General features: G+C 70.8%; 21 protein-coding genes. 11 read left to right on the forward strand and 10 right to left on the reverse strand.

What is annotated here, in order from left to right; all coding sequences use genetic code 11:
- Nucleotides 1-213: 213 nt before the first annotated feature.
- A complete protein-coding gene (locus ACWD3C_RS42635) occupies nucleotides 214-2,292 on the reverse strand; it encodes an RICIN domain-containing protein (protein ID WP_451153141.1) in 2,079 nt (692 codons plus the stop codon).
- Nucleotides 2,293-2,640: 348 nt separating this feature from the next.
- On the opposite strand from ACWD3C_RS42635, the gene ACWD3C_RS42640 reads away from it, so the two are divergent.
- Together ACWD3C_RS42640 and ACWD3C_RS42645 are read left to right on the forward strand one after the other, a co-directional pair.
- Nucleotides 2,641-3,633: a LacI family DNA-binding transcriptional regulator gene (locus ACWD3C_RS42640; RefSeq protein WP_451153188.1), complete on the forward strand. Its 993-nt coding sequence runs from the start codon at nucleotides 2,641-2,643 to the stop codon at nucleotides 3,631-3,633.
- An 87-nt stretch (nucleotides 3,634-3,720) separates the two neighbouring features.
- A complete protein-coding gene (locus ACWD3C_RS42645) occupies nucleotides 3,721-4,791 on the forward strand; it encodes a Rieske 2Fe-2S domain-containing protein (protein WP_451153144.1) in 1,071 nt (356 codons plus the stop codon).
- Between the two features lie 64 nt (nucleotides 4,792-4,855).
- Here the strand turns inward: ACWD3C_RS42645 and ACWD3C_RS42650 are convergent, their stop codons facing one another.
- From ACWD3C_RS42650 to ACWD3C_RS42660, 3 genes are all read right to left on the reverse strand, one after another.
- On the reverse strand, nucleotides 4,856-5,782 hold the full coding sequence (locus ACWD3C_RS42650; RefSeq protein ID WP_451153146.1) for a sulfite exporter TauE/SafE family protein: 927 nt from the start codon (nucleotides 5,780-5,782) through the stop codon (nucleotides 4,856-4,858).
- A 231-nt stretch (nucleotides 5,783-6,013) separates the two neighbouring features.
- Nucleotides 6,014-8,830, reverse strand: a complete 2,817-nt coding sequence (locus tag ACWD3C_RS42655; RefSeq protein WP_451153190.1) for a hypothetical protein — start codon at nucleotides 8,828-8,830, stop codon at nucleotides 6,014-6,016.
- A 442-nt stretch (nucleotides 8,831-9,272) separates the two neighbouring features.
- Nucleotides 9,273-9,635: a DUF952 domain-containing protein gene (locus tag ACWD3C_RS42660; RefSeq protein ID WP_451153148.1), complete on the reverse strand. Its 363-nt coding sequence runs from the start codon at nucleotides 9,633-9,635 to the stop codon at nucleotides 9,273-9,275.
- A gap of 314 nt (nucleotides 9,636-9,949) precedes the next feature.
- Between ACWD3C_RS42660 and ACWD3C_RS42665 the strand changes: the two genes are divergently transcribed.
- The 3 genes from ACWD3C_RS42665 (at nucleotide 9,950) to ACWD3C_RS42675 (ending at nucleotide 11,737) form a co-directional block, all read left to right on the forward strand.
- Nucleotides 9,950-10,183: a hypothetical protein gene (locus ACWD3C_RS42665; RefSeq protein ID WP_451153150.1), complete on the forward strand. Its 234-nt coding sequence runs from the start codon at nucleotides 9,950-9,952 to the stop codon at nucleotides 10,181-10,183.
- A 47-nt stretch (nucleotides 10,184-10,230) separates the two neighbouring features.
- The gene (locus tag ACWD3C_RS42670; protein ID WP_451153152.1) at nucleotides 10,231-10,911 is read left to right on the forward strand and encodes a response regulator; all 681 of its coding nucleotides are present in this window, start codon (nucleotides 10,231-10,233) and stop codon (nucleotides 10,909-10,911) included.
- Nucleotides 10,912-11,035: 124 nt separating this feature from the next.
- A complete protein-coding gene (locus ACWD3C_RS42675) occupies nucleotides 11,036-11,737 on the forward strand; it encodes a class I SAM-dependent methyltransferase (RefSeq protein WP_451153154.1) in 702 nt (233 codons plus the stop codon).
- A gap of 95 nt (nucleotides 11,738-11,832) precedes the next feature.
- Here ACWD3C_RS42675 and ACWD3C_RS42680 read toward each other — a convergent pair whose 3' ends face one another.
- Together ACWD3C_RS42680 and ACWD3C_RS42685 are read right to left on the reverse strand one after the other, a co-directional pair.
- Nucleotides 11,833-12,129, reverse strand: coding sequence for a hypothetical protein (locus tag ACWD3C_RS42680; RefSeq protein ID WP_451153156.1), 297 nt, complete (start codon nucleotides 12,127-12,129; stop codon nucleotides 11,833-11,835).
- A gap of 15 nt (nucleotides 12,130-12,144) precedes the next feature.
- Nucleotides 12,145-12,516, reverse strand: a complete 372-nt coding sequence (locus ACWD3C_RS42685) for a DUF4333 domain-containing protein (protein WP_451153158.1) — start codon at nucleotides 12,514-12,516, stop codon at nucleotides 12,145-12,147.
- 221 nt (nucleotides 12,517-12,737) lie between these two features.
- Here ACWD3C_RS42685 and ACWD3C_RS42690 point away from each other — a divergent pair, with 221 nt between their 5' ends.
- Nucleotides 12,738-13,928: a sensor histidine kinase gene (locus ACWD3C_RS42690; protein ID WP_451153160.1), complete on the forward strand. Its 1,191-nt coding sequence runs from the start codon at nucleotides 12,738-12,740 to the stop codon at nucleotides 13,926-13,928.
- 227 nt (nucleotides 13,929-14,155) lie between these two features.
- On the forward strand, nucleotides 14,156-14,737 hold the full coding sequence (locus tag ACWD3C_RS42695) for an AMIN-like domain-containing (lipo)protein (protein WP_451153162.1): 582 nt from the start codon (nucleotides 14,156-14,158) through the stop codon (nucleotides 14,735-14,737).
- Nucleotides 14,738-14,809: 72 nt separating this feature from the next.
- Here the strand turns inward: ACWD3C_RS42695 and ACWD3C_RS42700 are convergent, their stop codons facing one another.
- The 4 genes from ACWD3C_RS42700 to ACWD3C_RS42715 all read right to left on the reverse strand — a co-directional run bounded on the left by ACWD3C_RS42700 (nucleotide 14,810) and on the right by ACWD3C_RS42715 (nucleotide 19,269).
- The gene (locus ACWD3C_RS42700) at nucleotides 14,810-15,664 is read right to left on the reverse strand and encodes a geranyl diphosphate 2-C-methyltransferase (protein WP_451153192.1); all 855 of its coding nucleotides are present in this window, start codon (nucleotides 15,662-15,664) and stop codon (nucleotides 14,810-14,812) included.
- A 95-nt stretch (nucleotides 15,665-15,759) separates the two neighbouring features.
- Nucleotides 15,760-17,256, reverse strand: a complete 1,497-nt coding sequence (locus ACWD3C_RS42705) for a family 2 encapsulin nanocompartment cargo protein terpene cyclase (protein WP_451153164.1) — start codon at nucleotides 17,254-17,256, stop codon at nucleotides 15,760-15,762.
- 5 nt (nucleotides 17,257-17,261) lie between these two features.
- Nucleotides 17,262-18,704 carry a family 2B encapsulin nanocompartment shell protein gene (locus tag ACWD3C_RS42710; protein ID WP_451153166.1) on the reverse strand — a complete coding sequence of 481 codons (1,443 nt, stop codon included), beginning with the start codon at nucleotides 18,702-18,704 and terminating at the stop codon, nucleotides 17,262-17,264.
- 226 nt (nucleotides 18,705-18,930) lie between these two features.
- Complete coding sequence (locus ACWD3C_RS42715; protein WP_451153168.1) at nucleotides 18,931-19,269, reverse strand: aldo/keto reductase; 339 nt, start codon at nucleotides 19,267-19,269, stop codon at nucleotides 18,931-18,933.
- A 461-nt stretch (nucleotides 19,270-19,730) separates the two neighbouring features.
- On the opposite strand from ACWD3C_RS42715, the gene ACWD3C_RS42720 reads away from it, so the two are divergent.
- The 4 genes from ACWD3C_RS42720 (at nucleotide 19,731) to cutA (ending at nucleotide 22,589) form a co-directional block, all read left to right on the forward strand.
- Nucleotides 19,731-19,934, forward strand: coding sequence for a cold-shock protein (locus ACWD3C_RS42720; RefSeq protein WP_007383480.1), 204 nt, complete (start codon nucleotides 19,731-19,733; stop codon nucleotides 19,932-19,934).
- 159 nt (nucleotides 19,935-20,093) lie between these two features.
- A complete protein-coding gene (locus tag ACWD3C_RS42725) occupies nucleotides 20,094-21,641 on the forward strand; it encodes a DEAD/DEAH box helicase (RefSeq protein ID WP_451153170.1) in 1,548 nt (515 codons plus the stop codon).
- 112 nt (nucleotides 21,642-21,753) lie between these two features.
- Nucleotides 21,754-22,131 carry a hypothetical protein gene (locus tag ACWD3C_RS42730; RefSeq protein ID WP_451153172.1) on the forward strand — a complete coding sequence of 126 codons (378 nt, stop codon included), beginning with the start codon at nucleotides 21,754-21,756 and terminating at the stop codon, nucleotides 22,129-22,131.
- A gap of 125 nt (nucleotides 22,132-22,256) precedes the next feature.
- Complete coding sequence (cutA, locus tag ACWD3C_RS42735) at nucleotides 22,257-22,589, forward strand: divalent-cation tolerance protein CutA (RefSeq protein WP_451153174.1); 333 nt, start codon at nucleotides 22,257-22,259, stop codon at nucleotides 22,587-22,589.
- Nucleotides 22,590-22,760: the final 171 nt, after the last annotated feature.

Raw genomic sequence — 22,760 nt, forward strand, 5'->3', positions numbered from 1 at the left:
GGGCCGAAGTGTTCACGCTTCCGAGTCGGGCACCGCCACACATGGTCCACTCGTCGGTCCGCCCACGCCACAGGCCGGACTTCGCCAACAGCGTCAGAGGTACGGCGGCCGGCCGGTGACGTCGTGGACAGGGACTGGGAGAGGGACGGGTACTCGTGACGAGGCGCTACCAAGCCCGACCGGACCGAAGTGCTACTCGGCCCGTGAACCGCCCTAACCCGTCACCTCACTCACCCTCCACCGCTGATTGGACCCGGAGTTCGGCCACCACACCCCGACCATGGCCCCGTCGTTCGTGGACTGGCCGAAGACGTCCGGGAGTTGGCCGGTGGCGGCGTTGACGAGGGTCCAGGTGCCGTCGCCGGTCGTCGACATGATCCACTGGGCGGCGCCGTCGCGGCGGCCCTCGTCGGGCTCGGCCACCAGGGCACCGTCACGGATGGCCAGGCGCTTTCCCTCCCCGGTGTTGGTGAACACATACCGCTTCCGGTTGTCGGCGCCGGGGGTGTCGCAGCTGATCTGGGCCAGACGCCACTGCTGACGGCTGGGGTCGGCCGTGTCGGTGTTCCTGATGACGAGGCCGGTGCCGTTGTCGGCGATGGCGAGGTCCTTGCCGCTCTGGACGCCGGTCAGGCGGTAGGTGTGGCCCTTTCGCAGTTCGGCCGCGTCCTTCGCGACGCCGGACACTCCCTTGACGAGGAAGGAGGTCACGGACTGGGCGGGCACGGTGAGGGTGGCCTGCTTGCCGGTGACGCGGACCGCCTTCTGCCGTACGAGCTTGCCGTCGGCGCTGGTCACCACCGGGGTGACGGTGGCGCGGGAGGAGAAGCGGGCGAACTTCGACAGGTCGAGCGTGACGTCGCGGGCCTCGGCGGTGCTGTTGACGTGGACGACGGTCGCCCGGTCGCCCCGCCGGGAGAGCGCGGCGGTGCTGGAGGTGCTGTCGGTCTTGATCAGCCGGTCGCCGGGCTTGATGTAGTGGGTGAAGTTGCGGGCGGTGTCGAACTTGGTGTTCGTGTAGATCGGGCAGGTCTCCAGGGTGTCCTGCGCCGTGCAGTCGAACGGGATCTGGATCTCGCCCCAGTTGCCGCCCTTCGCGGACTCGCCGCCGGGCTTCATGTTGTCGTAGTCCTCTACGGGCTGCCAGAACACCCAGGCGCGGGGCTCCAGTTCACGCAGGTCGTCGACCATGCGCTGGGCCAGGCCGAGGCCGGGCCGCATGTCGGTGAAGCTCTGGCCGTCGCCCCAGTCGCCCTCGACCTCGCTCATCCACAGCGGCTTGTCGGCGGCCTTGGCCAGGTCGCGGACGGTGGTGCGCTGGCCGGTGCCGTAGGTGTGGACGTTCATCCGGCCGACGAGGTCGCGCACTTCCTGGGGGTAGGAGTTCCAGTTCGTGGCGAAGAGGCCCGGGTTGGTCTCGTCCATCGCGGAGATCTCCGCGTCGGTCCGGGACTTCTCCAGGGCCGGGGCCAGCGCGCGGATGACCTTCTGCTGGAGTTCGGGACCGATGTGGGCCCCTTCCTGTCGGCCGCCGGTCGGCTGTCCGTCCGGCCCGAGCCGGGTGCCCCAGTAGCCGGTGTTCGGCTCGTTGAACGGGTCCAGGGTGTCGACCTCGATGCCGTGCGCCTTCTCCAGCCGCTCGGTGGCGCCCGCCAGGTAGGCGGCGAAGTCGTCGACGGACTCGGTCCTGAGCTGGTCGGCGTTCGCGTCGAAGCCGCCGGAGACGTAGCCGCTGGCCGTCATGAACCAGGGCGGCGAGTTGCTGAACGTCTCCCAGTGGTCGATGTCGTTCTTGATGCGGTCCACCCACCAGCGCTGGGTGGCGTCGGCGTTCTCGTTCCAGTCGGCGGGGTCCTCGGCGTCCCACCAGTCGGTGTCCTCGCGGGTGGTGCCCTCCGGGGCCTTCCACCAGCCCTCGACCGCTCCTCCGGGGCGGAGGTAGTCCTCGACGTCCGGGGCGTTGCCGCCGCCGATGTTGTAGCGGGCGATGTTCAGGGCGAGGCCGTCGTCGCCGAAGAGGAGTCGGGCCAGCTTCTCGCGTATCTCGTCGGGGTAGCCGCCGGTGGCGTTGGCGAACCAGACCAGGCTGGTGCCCCAGCCCTGGAACCGCTCCTGCTTGTAGGAGGGGTCGGGCCGGACGGTGACCGACGCGTTGGCGGTCGTGGCGGCCGTGGCGGTCGTCGTTTCGGCGTGCGCGGCCGGCAGTGCGGTGGTGGCCAGAACGGTCCCGGTCGCGAGGGCGGTGATGCCGATGGCCCCCAGGAGCCTTCTCTTGCGGGTGCGGTGTGCCATCTCCGAGTACTCCAACTCTTCTGCGTGCCACGCGTCCCGGCGTGACACAGAGATCGAGGGCCGCTTGATGCGTTTCCGGCTGGATGTTTACGTAAACATTCGGTGGCGTGATGTCTACACTGTCCGAATCTCGACGGTCAAGGAGTCGTCCAGGACCGAAAGTTGTGCGGCCAGAGGGCTGAGGGATAGGGATAGGGATAGGAGGCTGGGGGCAGGGTGGACACACCTGACAGGGACAGCGCGCCGTTGGATACGCGCCAGACGGTGGATACGCGCCAGACCGTGGACGTGCGTCAGACGGGCGGCCGTACGAGAAAGCGCGCCGCCCGCCCCCGGCAGGGCGCCTCCATGGCCGACGTCGCCCGCCTCGTCGGTGTCTCCTCCCAGACGGTCTCCCGTGTCTCCAACGGCTTCCCCGGGGTGACCGAGGAGACCCGCCGTCAGGTCCTGGCCGCGATGCGGGAGTTGGGCTACCGGCCCAACAGCGCCGCACGGGCGCTCAGACGGGGCGAGTTCCGCACCCTCGGCGTGATCACCTTCTCCCTCTCCACCATGGGGAACATCCGCACGCTGGAGGCGATCGCCACATCCGCCGCCGAGCAGGGGTACGCCGTCACGCTCCTCCCCGTCGCCGTCCCCACCCAGGACGAGGTGAACGGCGCCTTCTCCCGCCTGGGCGAGCTTGCCGTGGACGCCGTCATCGTCATCATGGAGATCCATCTGCTCGACGCGGCGACCGTCTCGCTGCCGCCCGGCGTCCAGGTCGTGGTGGCCGACTCGGACGCCGGCGACCGCTACACCGTCGTCGACACCGACCAGGCGGGCGGGGCCCGTGACGCCGTACGGCATCTGCTGGACCTCGGCCATGACACGGTGTGGCACCTGGCCGGACCCGAGGACTCCTTCGCCGCCCAGCGCCGTACCAACGCGTGGCGCACCACCCTCACCGAGGCGGGCCGCGTCCCACCGCCCCTGGTACGCGGCGACTGGTCGGCGGAATCCGGCTACCGGGCCGGGCTCCGGCTCGCCGGCCGGCAGGACTGCACGGCGGTCTTCGCCGCCAACGACCAGATGGCACTGGGCCTGCTGCGCGCCCTGCACGAACGCGGCCGGAAAGTCCCCGACGACGTCAGCGTCATCGGCTTCGACGACATCCCCGAGGCCGCGTCCTTCCTGCCTCCCCTCACCACCATCCACCAGGACTTCGCCGAAGTGGGACGACGCTGCGTCGAGGGAGTCCTCAGCAAGATGCGCCAGGACACGACGGAACACGGCACCACCCTTGTCCCGACGCGGCTCGTGTTGCGCCAGAGCACGGCACCGCCGCCTCGCGGCTGCTGACGTGGGACCCGTATACGTGCCCACACCCCTACTCGTACCCGTACCCGATGATCCGGCCCGACCAGACCGACCCGCTAGCATCAGCGCATGCGCTTACGTCGGAGCCATGACAACCTCACGACCCTGCCACGCGATCCGCGAGCCGACGACTATCCGATGCCCTCCGTTCCGTACGGGTGGTACGCCGTGCTCCGCAGCGGCGAGCTGCGCCCGGGGAAGGTCGTCAGCCTGCACTACTTCGGACGGGCGCTCGTCGCGTTCCGCGGGGCCGACGGGCAGGCGGCCGTACGGGACGCGCACTGTCCCCACTACGGCGCGCATCTCGGCGCGGGCGGGAAGGTCGTGGACGGTGCGGTGGAGTGCCCGTTCCACGGCTGGCGGTTCGGTGCGGACGGCCGGTGCGTGAAGGCCCCGTTCGCGGCCCGCACCCCCAAGGTGTCCCTCGGCGGCTTCCCGGTCCGCGAACACAGCGGGCTCGTCTTCGTCCACACCGGCCCGGGCGAGCCGTCGTGGGAGGTGCCGGACATCCCGGAGACGGGGTCCAGGGACTTCGCCGAGCCGATCGACGACACCTGCCGCGCACGCATCCATGTCCAGGAGATGCGCGAGAACATCGTCGACGAGTCCCACTTCCACTTCATCCACGGCCAGAGCGAACCTCCCGTCCAGGACTGGCGGGCGGACGGTCCGTTCGCCGAGGTCCGCGGCCGGATCCGGCGGCGCGTTCTCGGCTGGGACATCGACAACACCTTCGACGCGTTCATGTACGGGCCGGGCGTCATGGTGGTCCGCGCCCACGGCCCCGTCCTCTCGGTGACCGCCGTCGCCCTCACCACCCCCGTCGACGACCGCACCAGCGAGCTGCGCATGCTGTACTACGTCCGCAAGTCGGCCCGGTTCCCGTTCCTGACGCCCGCGCTCAAGCTCGTCTTCCGCGCGGAGGCCCTCGCCGAGGTGCGCGAGGAGGTCCGGATCTGGGATCACAAGGTCCACCAGCCGCGCCCGGTCCTGCTTCCGCACGAGAAGGGCATCAAGGCGCTGCGCCGCTGGTACGCCCAGTTCTATCCGTCCGACGTTCCGGTCGCGCAGTCACGCGACCTCACCTCGCCCGACCTCACCTCGCGCACCGAGATCGGGACCGGCGGGCGGACGCCGTAACGGGCGCTCCGTCCCAAGGCAGTCCGTCGGATGAAGACAGCGTGGGCGAAGCCCCGGGCCGCCCTCACCGGCGGACGGCGGTGCTTTCGTTCTCCGGCTCGTCGGGGGTCGTACGTACGGCCGGCTCGGCGGCGCGGCGGGTGCGTACGGTGGTGACGACGCCGAGTGCAGCGATGCCCAGGCTGGCGAGCAGGACGACCGAGGTGGGGGCTTGCAGCATCGACAGGCCGGACCCCGTCAGCAGGACCGCGAGGACCCAGCGCAGTGCGGGGCCGGCGACCCGGGTGGAGACGACGGCGCCCAGGACGACACCGGGGATGGCGCCGATCAGCAGGGTCGCGGTGAGGCCCAACTGGGCGTCCCCGACCAGCAGGTGCCCCGCGGCCGCCGCGGCGACGACGGGGATGGCCTGCACGAGGTCGGTGCCCACGAGGTGGTTCGCCTTCAGGCGGGGGTGGGCCAGCATCAGCATGACGATGATCAGGGAGCCGGAGCCGACCGAGGTCATGCCGACGATGATCCCGCCGACCAGGCCGATCACCAGGGTCGCCACGGGGCGGACGGGTACGAACGCGTCCTCGGCGTCCTCGGCACCCGTACCACGGCGGCGGTCGAGCCACAGGCGGCTGAGCATGCCGGCGACGGCGAGCAGGAGGGCCCCGCCGATGACGTACTTGACCCGCTCCTGCAACTCCTCTCCGCTGCCGAGCATCTGAAGGAGGAGGGCGCCGCCGAACGCGGCCGGGACGGCGGTGGGCAGCAGCCAGCGCACGATGTCCCAGCGCACGGTGCCCGCGCGCTGGTGCACGAGCGCGCCGAACGGCTTCATGACCACGGACGTGACCAGGTCGCTGCCGATGGCCGCGGTGGGGTTCACGCCGAACACCATCACCATGATCGGGGTCAGCAGCGCTCCGCCGCCCATGCCCGTGAGTCCCACGGCGAGCCCCACGAACGCCCCCGCCACAATGACCGGTCCCGAGAAATCCATGCGGCAGACTGTATCCACCTTTCCTATGGGAAAGGTAGGGATCGCAGGGGGCTCAAGGAAATGTGTGGCAAATCGCACGTCCCACCCGGCGCCGACCGGCAACTCGGCACACCGTTACGGCCACGGCGCAAAGCAACCCGATGCAGGCCCGCGAGGACCGTGAAGGGGGTGTACGGACACTCAAGTGCCCGTACACCCCCTTCACCACTCCTCAGCCGCTGTCTTCACGGCCTACCGCGCGTCGAGCACCGTCCCCGTGAGCACCGGGCCCTCCTGCGGCTCCCAGTTCTCGTCCCAGGTGGACAGCTGGATCCGCAGGGACTCCTCCGGCTCGCTCACCCCGTCCACGGCGGTGGGTACGGTCACCTCGGTGGACAGCTCGCCCGCGGGGATCCAGACGGGCAGGTAGAACGACTCCACCTCGGACAGCGGTCGGGAGGGGCTCGGCGATTCACCGGCGTTCTCCTCGAACCAGTCGGGGTCGAGGTCCGTGGTGGACAGTTCGGCGCCGCCGTCGACCGGCAGGAAGGCGGTGTCGACCCAGATGCCCGTGTCGGCGGCCTCAGACAGCGTGATGCGCCAGGTCAGGCTCTCCCCTTCGGTGACCCGGTCCGCGACCGGCGTCACACCGAGCGTGGGCATCGGGTCGTCGTTCTCGACGTTCACGCCGCCGCGATGGGAGCCGACCACGGCGCCACGGACCGCCTTCACAAGCACGTCGTGCGACGTGCTGTAGTCGAAGCGGGTGTTGCCGTGCACCTCGACGGGCACCTCGATGCCGTTGCCGCCCGGACGCACCGTCACCACCCGGGACGCGGCCTCGCCCGTGAGGGGGTCGACGGTGAAGAGCCGGACCTGGCCGCTGCCGTGGCCGGAGACCCGCACCGGCACTCGGTACGTCCGTACTCCGGAGTCGCCCTCCTCGACCGTCAGCCGGCCGACGTCGACACGGGGCAGCGTGGCGGGGCGGACCGCCGCCATGCCGGGGCGCCAGCCCCAGGCGTCCATCAGCCATGCCTGCCCGGACTGGTTACGGGGGGTCAGTTCCAGCGCCTTCACCCGCTTCAGGTCCAGTCCGGCCCGGGCCGCGGCCGTCAGCGGTACGCGTACCTCCCGCGCCCAGTACGAGGAGGTCCGCTCGGCCCCCGGCAGTCCGTCGACGCGGACCCGGCCGAGCGTCGCCCGACGGCCCGTGGTGTCCGTGAGGGACACGTCCATGCGGGTGCCGGTGGTGTTCGGCGGCACGATGACCCGCAGGGCCAGCGCCTCGGCTCCGGCCACGGAGACCGGCCGCGCGGGCTGGACCCGTACCGCGGAACCCGGCGCCGACCAGTCCAGGGCCACGGCGTGGCGGCCCGGTTCCGGCGACGTCTCCCACTCGGCGAAGTGCGGTGACCGGCCGGCTCCGTCGGCGTCCAGGCAGGCGGTCGCCGGGTCGGGGTCCACCTGCGCGCACAGCCGGCCGCCGTCCACCGTCACCGACTCGTCCGGCAGGAACCCGGCGGTGCGCCTGGCCCCGACGGCGTGGGTGAGGACACGCGCCGGGCCCGCCGACGGCGCCCGCACGCCCGAGCCGTCCAGCAGCGGACGTACCCGGTCGTCGCCGGCGACGAACAGCCGGGCCGCGGCGGCGATGTACGTGGAACCGGCGGCCTGCTGCCGCTCGGCGGTCAGCCGGGTCGCGGTGCCCGGTGCGCAGACCGGGTCCGGGTCCTCCTCGTCGTTCCAGAAGTCGTCGAAGGACGGTGCCTCGGCCTGGCCCGGTGTCCACTCGCTGTTGAAGAAGTTGTGGTTGGCGCCCACCATGTAGACCGCGCTGTGCAGGGCGGCGCCACGGCTGACGCCGCGGGTGCCGTCCACGTAGATCTCACCCTGCAGATCGGCCACGTCGCCGTCGCAGCCGGGCAGGATCGTCATCGACGGCACCTCGGGAGCCGGGTTCTGCCCGAAGACGGTGGGGCCGATGAGGACGTTCCCGCGGATCTTCCAGCGCACCGGTCCCTGGTAACCGTCCTGGTCGGCGGGCGGCTCGGCAAGGCTGTCCATCGCGGCCCGGTTCACGCCCTCGCCGCCCCGCGAGTGTCCGACGAGGAGCACTCGGGACAGGTCGGCCCGTGAGGTGTTCCGTACGACCTCGGGTGCCGCGCCCCGCCCTGCGCCCGCCCAGTCGGCCCAGCGGGCGAGGTGCTGCCGTACCAGGGACGAGCGGGCCTGCGCGCCGCCGTCCTCCGCCAGGTAGTCCTGCCCGTTGATGCCGTTGGCGGAGATCGACACCGTCACATAGCCCTGGGACGCCAGCAGTTTCTGGTCGTGCAGGTAGCCGCGGTGGCTCGGTATCGGCTTCGAGCCGGTGGGGCAGGGCCACTCGCCGAGCATCTCGCCCTCGTCGCCCTCGCCGGTGAAGCAGGTGGCGTGACGGCCGTGCAGGAACAGGGCCAGCGGCCTGCGGCCCGGCGCTCCGGTCGGCGCCACCACCGCCGCGCGCATCTCCACCGGCGCGGGGAAGCCGGGCAGTTGCACCGACTTCAGCTCGTACTCACCGCTGACCGTCCGGTACGGGCCGGGAACACCGGGGTCCACGGGGCTGGCCGGCAGCGGGGCCGACGGCTTCACCGCCGCCGTGGAACGCCGCCTCTGCGCCCCGTCCTCCGTCTCATCCCGGTCCAGGCGGCGCCCACCGGCCCTCACCTGCAACTCCGTCACCGACCCGAGGTTTACGCCGTCGAGCTCAAGGCTGAAGGTCCGCTGGTCGTCCTCCGCCCTGGGCCGCCCGAGGAGCCGGTCTCCCGCATAGAACTCGACGGCGGCGTCCCCCATGGGCACCGGTGCGGTCGACTGCCAGGTCAAAGAATGTCGGTCTGCCCCCGTGCCGGTGATCCGCCAGCCCTCCGGAAGGCTGCCGTCAGGGTCGGCCGAGTCAGCCGAGTCGGACGAGTCAGCCGACTCGGCCGATGGCGCGGCGGGCGGTATGGGATCGGCGGCCGGTTGAGCCTGTGCCACCCCTGGTGACCCCACCACCACCGCGCATAACGCCGCAGCGGCGACCATCGTGCGCCGGACACGCTTCAACGCTCCTCCTCCGGTTGGCTCTTGCGCCCGGGCACCCCAGTCGTCCCAGGGTTCCCCGGCGCCTCTTGCATCCCCGAGAGGAGGATGCGAACCAAGGCCAGAGGGTTGCTCAGCGTTGAGTGCCTATGGCAGACGGAACGTCACCTTCGTACCGCCGACCCTCGGAACGTACGTCGGCTTCCCGTCCCATGGCGTGGCACGACGCAGCCGAGGCCGAGTGCAAGACCCGCTGCGGCAACACCCGGGCCTGCGAACTTGACCGGTGGAGGCATGGAGGAATTGGCAGATTTGACTCACTCGCGGCCTCCGTAAGGCCTGGTGACAGCCGTCAGAACTGATCCAAATCTGCCAATCGCCGGCCTGGGTGTCAGCCCCGGCCGCGACGGGGGTTGCTCAGAACCTGCGCGTCCGCCTCCGAGCGTCAGCCGGCGTCCGCCAGTCCCGTCGCCCGGCCCTCGTCGTCCCACCGGACCTCCAGGACGCGTTCGACGGCGTCGCGGTTGATGGGCCCGAACACGTGCGGGAACAAGGTGCTCTCGGGGACCCCGGGCGGCGGGGCGGGAGCAGCGGCCTCCCATACGCACCTCGCGGTGAGCCGGTGCTCGTCGAGGAGCAACGCCAGCAGGGGCCGGGGTCCGGTGCAGTAGAAGGCGTTGACGACGGCCAGCGTGGTCTGCTCGTCCGGGGAGCAGTGGACGAAACCCTCCTCGGCGAGGGAGGCGGGGGCGTACGGCTGGTCCGGGCCGGTGTTCCACTCGTCGAGCGGAACGATGTGATAAATCATGATCCGGTTATACCGCAGCCGTATGGTCAGGATCGGCGAGTGCGCCGGATGGCCGGGGCGAGGCGGACAACGCCGTTTCCCTGCCCAGTAGCCGTTGCCCCTGCCCCGTGGTCGCCCTTTCATCCGCCGTTCGGCCGAGACCATGTCGTCCGGGCGTTGTGAGTTGTGGCCGTTCGGCCGAGGCGGGGCTCCCCGTCGCGGCGGGAGAGTGAAGCCCGGCTTCCGCGAAGGCACGCGGAGGTGACGAACCTGGCGGGACGACAACGGGACGGCGCGGGATGACAAGGGAACCGGGCATGGCGAGGGAACCGGGCATGGCTGGGGCAGGTGACGCCGGGAGCCGGAGCGGAGCCGGCCGGGCGGGTGCGTGGCTCGGCGGTACGCGTGCGAACGGACACCTGGCGCGGGTCACCGCGCTGGCCGTGGCCGCGCTGATCGCGTCGCAGTGGCTCGCCGTCGACCTGCGGCCCGCGCGGACCCCGCCACCTGAACAGCCCGCCCGGACAGCGGCCCAGCCGGCCGCGGCGACAGACGCGGCCACCAGGTGACCCGGGCGGCGGACGGGTTCGCCGGGGCGACGGAACGAGGAGAGAGCATGACCATTCGTGTGGTCGTTGTGGACGACCAGGACATGGTGCGTTCAGGGTTCGCCGCGCTGCTGTCCGCGCAGAGTGACATCGACGTCGTGGGGGACGCGCCCAACGGCAGGCTCGGTGTCGAAGTCAGCCGCAGCACGCACCCCGACGTGGTGCTGATGGACGTACGGATGCCCGAGATGGACGGCCTGGAGGCCACCCGGCGGCTGCTCGACCCGCCGCCCGGCGTCGTCCACCGGCCCAAGGTGCTCATGCTGACCACCTTCGACATCGACGACTACGTCTACGAGGCCCTGCACACCGGGGCCAGCGGCTTCCTGCTCAAGGCCGCCCCGGTCGCCGAACTCGTCCAGGCCGTCCGGGTGATCGCCGCCGGGGACGCGCTGCTCGCCCCGTCCATCACCCGCCGCCTCATCGAGGACGTCACCCGCCGCCGCCCCGTCGTCCAGCGCACGGCCCGCCTGCGGCTGAACGGGCTCACACCACGGGAGTCCGAGGTCCTGCTGCTGGTCGCGCGGGGCCTGTCGAACACCGAGATCGCCGCGACGCTGGTGGTGGCCGAGCAGACCGTCAAGACCCACATGACCCGCCTGCTCGCCAAGCTCGGCGCCCGCGACCGGGCCCAACTCGTCGTCCTCGCCTACGAGTCCGGTCTCGTCGTCCCCGGAACGTCCGCCTGACCCATCGCCGTACCGACGTCATACCCAGGTGTGACACCGAAGTTGGCACCTGGGTGTGACGCGTGGCCCCATACCCACACCCCAGCATCACCGCGCCCGACCACGACCACACGGAGCGCGCCGCATGCTGCACCAGCCCCTCGACTTCCGCCACATCAGCCTCCTCTACCGCACCTACGCCCGCGACCTGGACCGGGCCCGTGAGATGCAGCGTGAGCTGCTCGCGCCCCCGGTCTCGATGAAGGCCCAACTCGACGACATCGAGGCGGAGATCACCTACCTCCTCCTGCGCGAGGCCCGCCCGGAGACGGTGGTCGAGATCGGCACCTTCCACGGCTGGTCCACCACCTGGATCCTGCGCGCCCTGCGCGACAACGGCACCGGCCACCTGTACTCGTACGACATCGTCGACCACGTCGTACACGAGGTACCGGGCGAACTCTCCGAAGGCCGCTGGACCTTCACCCAGGGCGACGCACGGGAGAACCTGGAGAAGATCCCCGACACCGCGGACTTCCTCTTCATCGACGCGGCCCACTCCGCACGCTTCGCCCGCTGGTACATCCAGCACCTGATGCCGCGCATGCGACCGGGCATCCCCGTCTGCGTCCACGACGTCTTCCACGGCCGCAGGGCCCTGCCGTTCACCGAAGGCTCGGTCGTCCTGCGCTGGCTCGCCGAGCAGGAGAACACCTACTTCACCGCCTCCCGAGCGCACGCCCCCGAGATCCATGACCGGCTGAACGACGTCAAGCGGAGCCTCGCCCTGGGCAACCCCGTCAAGAGCAGCCGGGACAACCCCATGATCTTCTTCACCCTGCGCTGACGCCGGGAGCGCCTCCCACCCCTCCCGGGACCACCGAGCGGCCCGACGCTGAACGCAACGTCGGGCCGCTCGGTGGTCCCGGTGGCCGGTGGTGGTCAGTCCGCGGTCTGGGCCGGGTCGGTCGTCACCTTGCGGAGCAGGGGCTTGCTGGTGGCGATCGCGGCGAACATGGCCAGGGCGCCGACGAGCACGCAGAGGGCCAGTTGGACGGCGCCGGTGGTGTTGAGCGAGGTGTCGGAGACCAGCTTGTTGAAGCGGTAGGAGCCGTGGACGCCCATCGCGGTGGTGCCGCCCGCGAGGACGACCAGCGGGAGGACGGTCTTGCGGATCCCGGCCCGGTCGAGGATCCGCAGCGGGGTTCCGGTCAGCCGGAGCAGGCGTACACGCGGCACCGGTCCAGGCCCTTCTCAGCGCTCGAACTTCCAGGTGACGGACGTGTCCGTGGCCTTGACCGCGCTCACCGGGATGTCGACGGTCTCCCCGTCGCCCTTCTCGCCCGTGCAGGTGATGGTGGCGCCGGCGACGGCCTTCAGGCCGGTCGGGCAGGTGACGTCGGAGAGCTTCTCGCCGACCCAGGGCAGCGGGTGGAACTTGCTCGCCGTCCGGCCCGCGACGATCGTGCCCGCCAGTGCCTTGTGGCCGTCGACCGTCACCGTGGTCTGCCGGTCGAGCCCGGTGGTCGACTCGGTCCCGGCGAGCACATGGGTGCCGACGGCACCGACGGCGACCAGAAAGGTCGCACCGCCGACGACGCCGACGAGGAACGTGCTGGGCTGCATCACGTATCTCCTGGTGATTCGAGGTCCGAGGTCCGAGGGGAGCGAGCCGCTCCGTCCGAGGAAGTGGCTCAGTCGAGGAAGTGGCTCCACCCTCGCCCGCAGGCCCGGGCACGCGCCTCGGCCATACGGCCAGGCTTCGCGCGGCGGCCGCCCGGCCCGTTCGGCCGTTCGACCGTTCGGCCGATCCCGCGACCGACGCGCCCTCGCCTACCGTGATCCGCATGGCATCCGTTTCCCCCCGGGGCTGCGCACGGGCCTGCGCCGTCGGCGTGCTGCTCGCGGCGTCGGTCTTCGACGTCCTCTCCGCGGGCAACGAGTACGGCCGGGACAGCTCAGGCGGCTCGGGCAGCGGTGTCTGGCCGAAGACCGCGGTGGTGCTGCTCGTCGGGCTCGCCGCCGTGCTGTGGCCGGCCGGGCGCCGCCCGGGATGGCTCACCCCGCAGTGGCGCACCGCCGTACCCGCCGTGCTCTCCGCGCTGTTCACGGTGGACACGCTGCTGATCGGCACGCCGGCCCTGTTCGGTCCGGGCGAAGTGGCGATCCTGCTGTGTCTGCTGTTCATCGCGGTACGGCACTGCCCGCGCCCCTGGGCCGTGGCGTGCGGCGTGCTGGACGGCGGCGCGCTCCTCGCCCTGCCGGCGCGGATCGCCGCCGAGTCGGTGCCGGGCCAGAGGATGGCGTTCACGGCCGTGGGCGTGATCCTCATCGGACTCACCGCCGGACTCGCCGGCTACGCGCGCTCACTGGACTACCGCCGCACCGTCGCCGTCGGCGAGACGCGCCGCGCCGAACGCCTGGCCATCGCCGCCGACCTGCACGACTTCGTCGCCCACCACGTCACCGGCATCCTCGTCCAGACCCAGATGACCCGCATGATGGCCGCCACCCGGCCCGGCGAAGTCGACCCCGTCCTCGCGGGCATCGAACGCGCCGCCACCGAGGCCCTGGCCTCGATGCGCCGCACGGTCGGCGTGCTGCGCGACACCGGCGAGGAGACGGCCGACCGCCGTACGGTGGGCGACCTCGCCGCCATCGCCGAACTGACGGACAGCTTCGCGAGCCCCGTCCAGAAGGTCACCCTCCACCGCGACCCCGCCGTCACCGACGACCTCCCCCACGAGGTGCAGGCCGCCGTCTTCCGCGTCGTCCAGGAAGCGCTGACCAACGTACGACGCCACGCGGCCGACGCCACCGAGATCACCGTCCGGCTGCGCCTCGACTCCGGCCGCCTGGAGGTGTCGGTGGCCGACGACGGCCGCGGCGGCACCCGACTCCCGGCCGCCGCGCAGGGCGGCGGCTTCGGCCTCGTCGGCCTGAAGGAGCGCGTGACCGCACTGGGCGGCGACCTGCACGCCGGGCCGCGCCCCGGCCACGGCTGGGAAATCCGGGCGGTCGTCCCGGTGGGGCGCTGAGCCGGGGGAACGGACGGGTTTCTCCGCCCTTCACGAAGGCAACCCGCTCACCGGAACATCACCGGCATCACCGGAACATCCCGGAAAGGGCAACTGACGGCAATGCGCCTGACGGCAATGGATCAGGATGTATCGCCCGTATCGGATCCATCCGCCCTCGCATACAACCTTTCTTCATACCAGCTCGTCTCAACCCATAGCAGCGCCACACGACCAAAGGGGACATCATGCGACGAATCGGAGCGACAGCGGCGGTACTCGTTCTGGCGGGCGCCGCGCTGGGGATGGGGGCGACCGCCGCGGGCGCCGCCCCGGAGACCGCTTCACGCGCCACGGCGGCCTGCCCGACGGGCTGGGGCAGCGGTGCCAAGAGCGGTGCCTCCACCGGCGTCGAGCCGCTGGGGAACATCAGGACCGGCCGGCACGCCTGCTTCGACCGCATGGTGTTCGACGTCCCCGGCGGTGGCAGTGGCATCGGCTACTACGTCAGGTACGTCGACCGGCTCCACCAGGACGGTTCGGGCCGCCACATCCCGGTCGGCGGCGGGGCCGTGATCGAGGTCCGTGTCGCCGCGCCGAGCTACGACCCGGTGAGCGGCGCACCGACGTACCCGGGGCGGGTGGCCCGCCCCCTGCCCGGTGTGGACATCAGCGGTTACAGCACCTTCCGGGACACCCGGTTCGCCGGCAGTTTCGAGGGCGAGACGAAGGTCGGTCTCGGTGTCCGCGCCCGGCTGCCGTTCCGGGTGCTGCAGTTGTCCGACCGTGTGGTGGTCGATGTGGCCCACAGCTGGACGAGCGGCCGCTGACCGGCACCGGTCGTACGGGTCCGGGCCCCCGCACAGCAGAGGGGCCCGGACCGGAACACCGTTCTCGTCAGGTCAGATGCGGTCGGCGGCGATCAGGAGGTAGTGGAAGCTGCCCTCCTTGTAGGCGGTGAGGAAGGGGTCCTCGATGCCGGTGGCCACGGAGGACTTCGCGCGCAGTTCCCAGTACGGGATCGTGTCGGACGTCAGGTCGATGACCTCGATGGGAACGAGGTTGTTGGCCGCGAGGGCCTTGAAGTACTCACTGCGGGGGTGGATGTTGCAGGTGTAGTGCTTGTCGATCGTGCTGACGGCCTTGGAGCGCAGGCCGGTGACATCGTTGGAGCAGCCGGTGATGCACACGTACCGGCCGCCGTACTCCAACAGGCGGGAGAACTCCGCGAACAGCTCGAAAAGATCCACGTACATCGTGGTCTCGTTGGTCCAGATCCCGCGTCGCGAGCCGGTCTCCAGACCCGTGTCGAGCATGTTGCGGAAGTGGAAGCGGACCTTGTCGGCCACGCCCCGCTGCTCGGCCTGGTCGCTGGCGAAGGCGACCTGCTGCTCCGAGATGCTCACGCCGTCCACGTGGCAGCCGAAGCGGGCGTTCGCCATGAAGCTGGTGCCGCCGCGTCCGGAGCCGGCGTCCAGGAGATGGCCGTCGGGGGTGATGTCGCCGAGGTGGTCGAGGAGTACTTCGGCCTGGGCGGTCTCCAGGCGGTGCATCTCCTCGATGATGCGCTGTTCGCGGGTCTCGGCCGGGCCCTCCAGGACGGAGGGGTCGTAGTCGCCGATGCCGTAGTGATGGTGGTAAAGGCCGTCGACCTCGCCGAGTCGGATGTTGACCGGGTCCTTCTCGGCGTTCCAGTAGGCGGCCACGGACTTCTGATAGTCGGTGCGCAGGACGTTGCCCATGGCAGCATCCTCCATCTGCGTCGAAATCCGGGACATGGTGGGGGGTCCTAACTCGTGTGTGCGTGTGGGGGGTTGGGGGATCGGGGGTGGGCGGGCGAACGGGCCTGCGGTCAGGCGGCGTTCGCGTCGCCGTGGTAGCGGGCGCTGGCCGCGTGCCACTCGCGGCTGCCGCCCAGCCAGGCCCAGGTGCCGGCCAGGAACCGGCGCAGCTCGGGGGAGCCGGTCATCGACAGCGCGGCGGCCTCGGCCTCGAAGGTGCGCATGAGCTCGTTGTGGATCTCGACCGTGCGGTCGACGGCCTCCTCCAACGAGCACGAGTCCTCGGCGGCGATCAGCCGGGGCAGGCTGAAGTCCGTCGGGCTCTCCTTGCCCATGGAGTACAGGTCGTTGACGATCACGCTCGCCGAGCCGGCCATGGTGAACGCCCGCCGTACCCGCGGGTCGGCGAACTCGCCCTGCGGCAGCTCGTAACCGGCGACCGCGTCGACGAGCACCATGCACGGCACGAAGCTGTTCTCGTGCCGGTGCATCAGGAACTCCCAGACCGGCGGCGTCTGTCCGGTGTTCTGCCAGACGCCTTCCTGGTTGTACGCCACGAACATGATGGCCAGCTCATGGCGGAGCCGGCGCACCTGTGCGGTGGTGGCGAACCGGGCGAGGTTGTCGAGGCCGGAGCGCAGGGCCCGCGCGACGGGGTCGGCCCGGACTACCTCCTCCAGTTGCGGCGCGTACGCGAGCGGAAGGTGGGCCTGGTCGATCACCGAGTGGGCGATCGCGAGGCGCTGTCCGAGGAGTTCGGGGCGGGCCTCCTCCACCTCGCCGTCCATGTAGTGGTCGTCGACGGACCACTCGGACAGCGCGCACTTCGCCGCCGCGAGCAACCGGTCGGGGTCGTCCGACTCGGGGTGGGCCAGCATGATCAGCCGCCCGAAGCCGGCCTTGCGGACCTTGTCGAGCTGGCCGGGATAGATCCCGACCTCCTCGGCCCACTCGACCAGCCGCTCGTTGACGGTCTCGCCGAGCGCGGGATCGTCCCGTACGGCGGGCGGACAGTGCAGCCCCCGGACCGGGTCCGACGGCGCCGGTTCCTGACGGGGAACCGGGTCCGACGGCGCTGGTCCCTGACGGGCGGCCGGGGGCCGTGGCCGAGTGGCCGACGTGCCCAGGCCGGTGGGGCCGGTGGGCAACTGCGGACCCGGCGGCACGGGCGCCGTCACCTGCGGCCGTACGGCATCGGGCGCCGTGGACGAAGGCGAGAGCCGGGGCCGGATGGCCGACGTGCCCAGCCCGGTGGGGCCGGAGGGCAGCCGCGGACCCGACGGACTCGCCGTCGCCGCCGTCGCCGGTGCCGCCGGTGCCGCCGGCGGCCGTACGGCATCGGGTGCCGTGGACGAAGGCCTTGCCGTGGGCGGAGGCGAGAGCCGGGGAACGCGTGCCGCCGAGGTGCCGAGCCCTGTGGGGGCGGAGGGCAGTCGGGGCCCGCGTGACGCCTTCGCGGCGGTCGGCAGCCGGGGCGCCGCCGACGCCCGCGCCGACAGCAGGGCCCGTACCAGCCCCGCCACGTCGTGGTCCGCCGGGGGCGCGACGGCCCGGGAGATCAACGACACTGTCGTCAGCCCCCGTTCGACCGGGTGACCTGGACGTTCTCCAGGACGCCGAGCGCGTCCGGCACCAGCACCGCGGCCGAGTAGTAGGTGCTGACCAGGTACGAGATGATCGCCTGCTCATTGATGCCCATGAACCGCACGTTGAGGCCCGGCTCGATCTCGTCCGGGATCCCCGTCTGGTGCAGGCCGATCACGCCCTGGTCGTCCTCGCCCGTGCGCATCGCGATGATCGACGACGTGCCCCGCTCGGTGACCGGGATCTTGCCGCAGGGCAGCAGCGGCACTCCGCGCCATGCGGGCAGGTGGTGGCCGTTCAGCTCGATACCGCCGAAGTAGATGCCCCGCTTGTTGCACTCCCTGCCGAACGCCGCGATCGCCTTGGGGTGGGCGAACATACAGCGGGTGCCGCGCCGCATGGACAGCAGTTCGTCCAGGTCGTCCGGGCTCGGCGGGCCCGAGAAGGTGGAGATGCGCTGGTCGAAGTCGGCGTTGTGGAGCATGCCGAAGTCCCGGTTGTTGACCAGCTCGTACTCCTGCCGCTCCCGCAACGCCTCGATGGTCAGCCGGAGTTGCTGCTGCGTCTGGTTCATCGGCTCGTTGTAGAGGTCGGCGACCCGGCTGTGCACCCGCAGCACCGTCTGGGCCACGCTCAACTCGTATTCCCTTGGGGCGAGTTCGTAGTCCGCGAAGGTCTGCGACAGCGTGGCCTCGCCGGCGTGGCCGGAGCTCAGGGAGATCTCCGCCTCGCCGGACCTGTTCAGCTTCCGGTGGCCGTTCGAGCTGATCATCTGCACATGGTTGCGCAGGCCCTCGTACCGTTCGGCGACCGTCTTGTACGCCGTCAGCGGCAGCACGAGGGCCGTCGTGGCGGTCGCCGCGCGCGCCGTGAAGTCCCACTTCGCGCCGGACCCGGCCAGCGCCTGTCCGCCGAAGGTGTCCCCGTCGGCCATCATGCCGAGGACCACCTCGTCGCCGTAGGGGCCCTCGCCGGTCTTCTCCACCTTGCCGTGCGCGATCAGGTACACGTGATCGGCCTTGCGTCCGGCCTGCACGATGACCTGCCCCGGCTCGTACTCCTTCTGCACGAACTTCTCGGCCAGCGCGCCGAGCGCGTCGTCGTCGGTGAAGCCGCGCAGCGGCGGCAGTTCGCCGAGTTCGGCCGGTACGACCTGGACCTTCGCGCCGGTCTTCACGAAGGACACCCGTCCGTCGCCCAGGGTGTACGACAGACGGCGGTTGACCCGGTAGGTCGCGCCCGGAACGTTCACCCACGGCAGCATCCGGCTCAGCCAGCGCGAGCTGATGCCCTGCATCTGGGGTTCGGACTTGGTGGTGGTGGCCAGATTGCGCGCTGCCGCCGTGCTGAGGCTCTTCTGCTCCTGCTCCTGCCCCTGTTGCCGCGTCTCCTCGGCGCCTGCCGCCGGCGCTGTCCCTGTCTTGAGCGCCATCACATACCTCTTCCTGTTACTCACGTTTCTCACGGATCATCAGCGCGACGGCACATGTCGCCGTCACGCTCCGTATACACCTAGCAGGCATGAGTGACGTTGAGTAACGTGACTGGAGGGCGTACGAAGGTCGCCGGGGCGACGGAATGCGCCCTTCGCGCCCCCACCCCGAAAGAACGGTCTACTCAGAGGCACCGCCCGTCAGGCCGACGTTGACGGCAGCGCGTCAACGCGGCGTGGACTCCGTCGTCGGAGCCGTGTCGTCCAGCCGTGCCAGTTCCTCCGCTGTCAGCGTCGGGGCCGCCGCCCGCGCCGACGAGCGGACCGATTCCGGGCGGGTGGCGCCCGGAATGGGGATGACGTGCTTCGAGTGGGACAAGTGCCAGGCCAGGCAGATCTGTTGAGGCGTGGCACCGCGTTCCCCGGCCACGGCGGCCAGCGTGTCCGGAGTCAGGTCGGCGTGCCCGACCGCCGCGGCCATTGCCCCGCTCACCTCACCGCTCACCTCCCGGCTGACTTCCCGGCTCACCTCACCGCTCACCTCCCGGCTGACTTCCCGGCTCACCTCACCGCTCACCTCCCGGCTGACTTCCCGGCTCACCTCACCGCTCGTCTCCCGCCGCGCGGCTGGTCGGATCCGCCCGCCCAAGCCCTCGGCCCTGCTCAGCACGGAGATGCCCCATCGCCCGCGGACGGGACCACTGACCGAACCCACGGACGATGCCCCCGGGCCGAGCCGGCGGGCGGACCCGCGAGGTCGGTGAAGTCAGTCCGCTCACCCGGCAACAAGGGCCGAACGGCCCTGGTACAGAAATTGAGACAGCCCCCGAGCCAGGAACCGTGCTACCGTGGCACAAGTTGCAGTTTTGGTTAACCAGAGGCTTTGAGTGCTCTTAGACCTTCCGTCGACGAGCACTCTTTTTGTTTCCGGAGATTTCTCCGGGGCTTACCAGTCGGGTGAATCGTCGCTGCGACGCCGGGTCCGCACAGTGCGGGCTCCGGGTACTGCCCCAAGGGAGATTCAATATGGCATCTGGCACCGTGAAGTGGTTCAACGCGGAAAAGGGCTTCGGCTTCATCGAGCAGGACGGCGGCGGCGCTGACGTGTTCGCCCACTACTCGAACATCGCCACCTCCGGCTTCCGCGAGCTTCAGGAAGGCCAGAAGGTGACCTTCGACGTCACGCAGGGCCAGAAGGGCCCGCAGGCCGAGAACATCGTTCCCGCCTGACGCTGACGCGTTCTACGCAGCTGGGGCCCGCACTCTTGGGTGCGGGCCCCAGCTCCGTGCATTCTGCTTTTTCTTCGGCTCATTCTTGCGAATCCTCATACGGCCGGTCACCGCTTGGAGGAATTCCTCGATACGTGCCGCATCGAGGAAGGTTCCGCATTGAACCGCACTGCTCGCACGAACGGTACGAACGGTACGAACAGCACCACCGGCACGACCAGCACGGGCAGCGGCTCCGCCCGCTCGGCCCGGGGCAACCGCTTCCGTTCGCAGAAGCCCACCCAGAAGACCTCACAGCAGACCTCACAGAGGACCTCCCAACGGACCTCGCAGAAGCCTTCACAGAAGACGAGGCGTCCGGCCGCACTCCGCGGTGAGTTCGCGCTGCCGGTCACCGTCACCCCGGCGCTGCCGCCGGTCGAGGCGTTCGCCGAGCTGGATCTGCCCGCCCGGCTGCTGACCACCCTCCGCGCCCAAGAGGTCACCACCCCGTTCCCGATCCAGGCCGCGACGCTGCCGAACTCGCTGGCGGGCCGGGACGTCCTGGGCCGCGGGCGCACGGGTTCGGGCAAGACACTCGCCTTCGGCCTCGCCATGCTGGCCCGTACGCATGGGCAGAAGGCCGAGGCACGGCAGCCGCTGGCGCTCGTCCTCGTACCCACCCGGGAACTGGCCCAGCAGGTCACCGCCGCCCTCACCCCGCACGCCCGCGCGCTGCGCCTGCGGCTCGCGACGGTGGTCGGCGGCATGTCGCTCGTGCGCCAGGCGGACGCCCTGCGGGCCGGAGCCGAGGTCGTCGTCGCGACGCCCGGCCGGCTCAAGGACCTCATCGACCGGGGCGACTGCCGTCTGGACCGCGTCGCCATCACCGTCCTGGACGAAGCCGACCAGATGGCCGACATGGGCTTCATGCCGCAGGTGACCGCCCTGCTCGACCAGGTGCGGCCCGACGGCCAGCGGATGCTGTTCTCGGCCACCCTGGACCGTAATGTCGACCGGCTGGTACGCCGCTATCTGAACGACCCCGTGGTGCACTCGGTCGATCCGTCCGCGGGCGCGGTCACCACGATGGAGCACCACCTGCTCCACGTGGACGACGCCGACAAGCACACCACCACGACGGAGATCGCCGCCCGCGACGGACGGGTGATCATGTTCCTGGACACCAAGCACGCGGTCGACCGGCTGACCAAGAAGCTCCTGGCCGTCGGTGTGCGCGCCTCGGCCCTGCACGGCGGCAGGTCCCAGTCCCAGAGGACCCGGACCCTGACCCAGTTCAAGGACGGCCACGTCACGGTCCTGGTGGCCACCAATGTCGCGGCCCGCGGCATCCACGTCGACGACCTCGACCTCGTCGTCAACGTCGACCCGCCCGGCGATCCCAAGGACTACCTGCACCGCGGTGGCCGTACCGCCCGCGCCGGCGAGTCCGGCACCGTCGTCACGCTGGTCCTGCCCCACCAGCGCCGCGAGGTGAACCGCCTGCTGGCCGACGCCGGCATCACCCCGCAGACCAGCCGGGTCCGCCCCGGCGAGGCCGAGCTGAACCGCATCACCGGTGCCCAGGCGCCCTCGGGCGTGCCCGTCACCGTCACCCCGCCGGTCGTCGAACGCCCCGAACGCACGGGGTCCTCGCCCCGGGCCCGACGCGGCCGCCCCGCACAGGGCCGGCACCGCTCCTCCGCCAGGGGCAGGGGCGGCCGCTGAAACCCGGCGCCCTGGCAACCCGGTCACCCGGCACCCGGTCACCCGGCACTCTGGCAGGAACCCCTCGTTCCGTCTCCTGCGCCGCCACTCCGCTGGAGTAGGCTCCACATCCATGTCGCACCCTGATGACTTGCTCGTCGGCATCGCCGCGACGGTGGAGTCGGAACAGAACAGCCGCATGTCCCTGACCGTCGTGGTCCCCGGTGCCGTCATCACCGGACGGCTGGCCCCGGAAGCCCTGTGGAAGGAGCGCGTGGCCGAGGTCCTGCGGGACTCCGAGCAACTGCGGCTCTTCTCCGCCGCGTTCACCGCCTCGAACCGGGGCAGCCGGTCACCGGAGGACCGTACGCGGCCCACACACCTGCACTTCCACGTCGCCCGCATCCTCCAGGGCAACTTCGGCATCCCCGACACCGGCGGCATGTACCGCGTCGCCCTGGCGGACGTGAGCGCCTGGACCGTCGGGGACATCGGCTACTCGGACCAGTGAGCCGCGGCGGCCGGTGGAAGAGGTGCTCGACGTCGAGCCCTGAACGGTCGGTCATCACCGGGACCCGCGTCCTCATCGCCCGAGCGTGAGGCCCAGGGATGAGGCCCAGGGATAGGGTCCCTTGCATGGCTGACTACGTGCAGGTGTCGACGGCGACGGAGACACGAGAGCAAGCGGTAGAGCTGGCCCGGTCCGTGGTCACGGGCAAGCTGGCGGCCGGAGCGCAGATCGTCGGCCCGGTCGTTTCCGTCTTCTGGCATGAGGGTGAGTTCGGAACCGGCGAGGAGTGGCAACTCCTGCTGAAGACCCGGACGGACAGGTATGCCGAGTTGGAGTCGCGTCTTCTGAAGGATCACCCTTGGAAGAACCCGGAGGTGTCGGCCGTGCCGATCGTGGCCGGGTCGGAGGCGTACCTCCGTTGGGTGAGGATGACCGTGGGCCCGCCGGCGTCCAAGTGATCCGCGCAGCAGTCAGGCCAGGGCCTTCTCAAGAACGTCTGCGACCGCTGGGACGGCTCGATAACTCACCGAGCCGGTCCAGGACCGCAATCTGCCCCGTGAGCGAGGACGCCAGGCGCAGCCATGCCGGTCCCCCGGGTGCGGTGACGGGCCGGCCCAGTGTCCGTCCTC

The sequence above is a fragment of the Streptomyces sp. NPDC002845 genome, assembly GCF_053591955.1.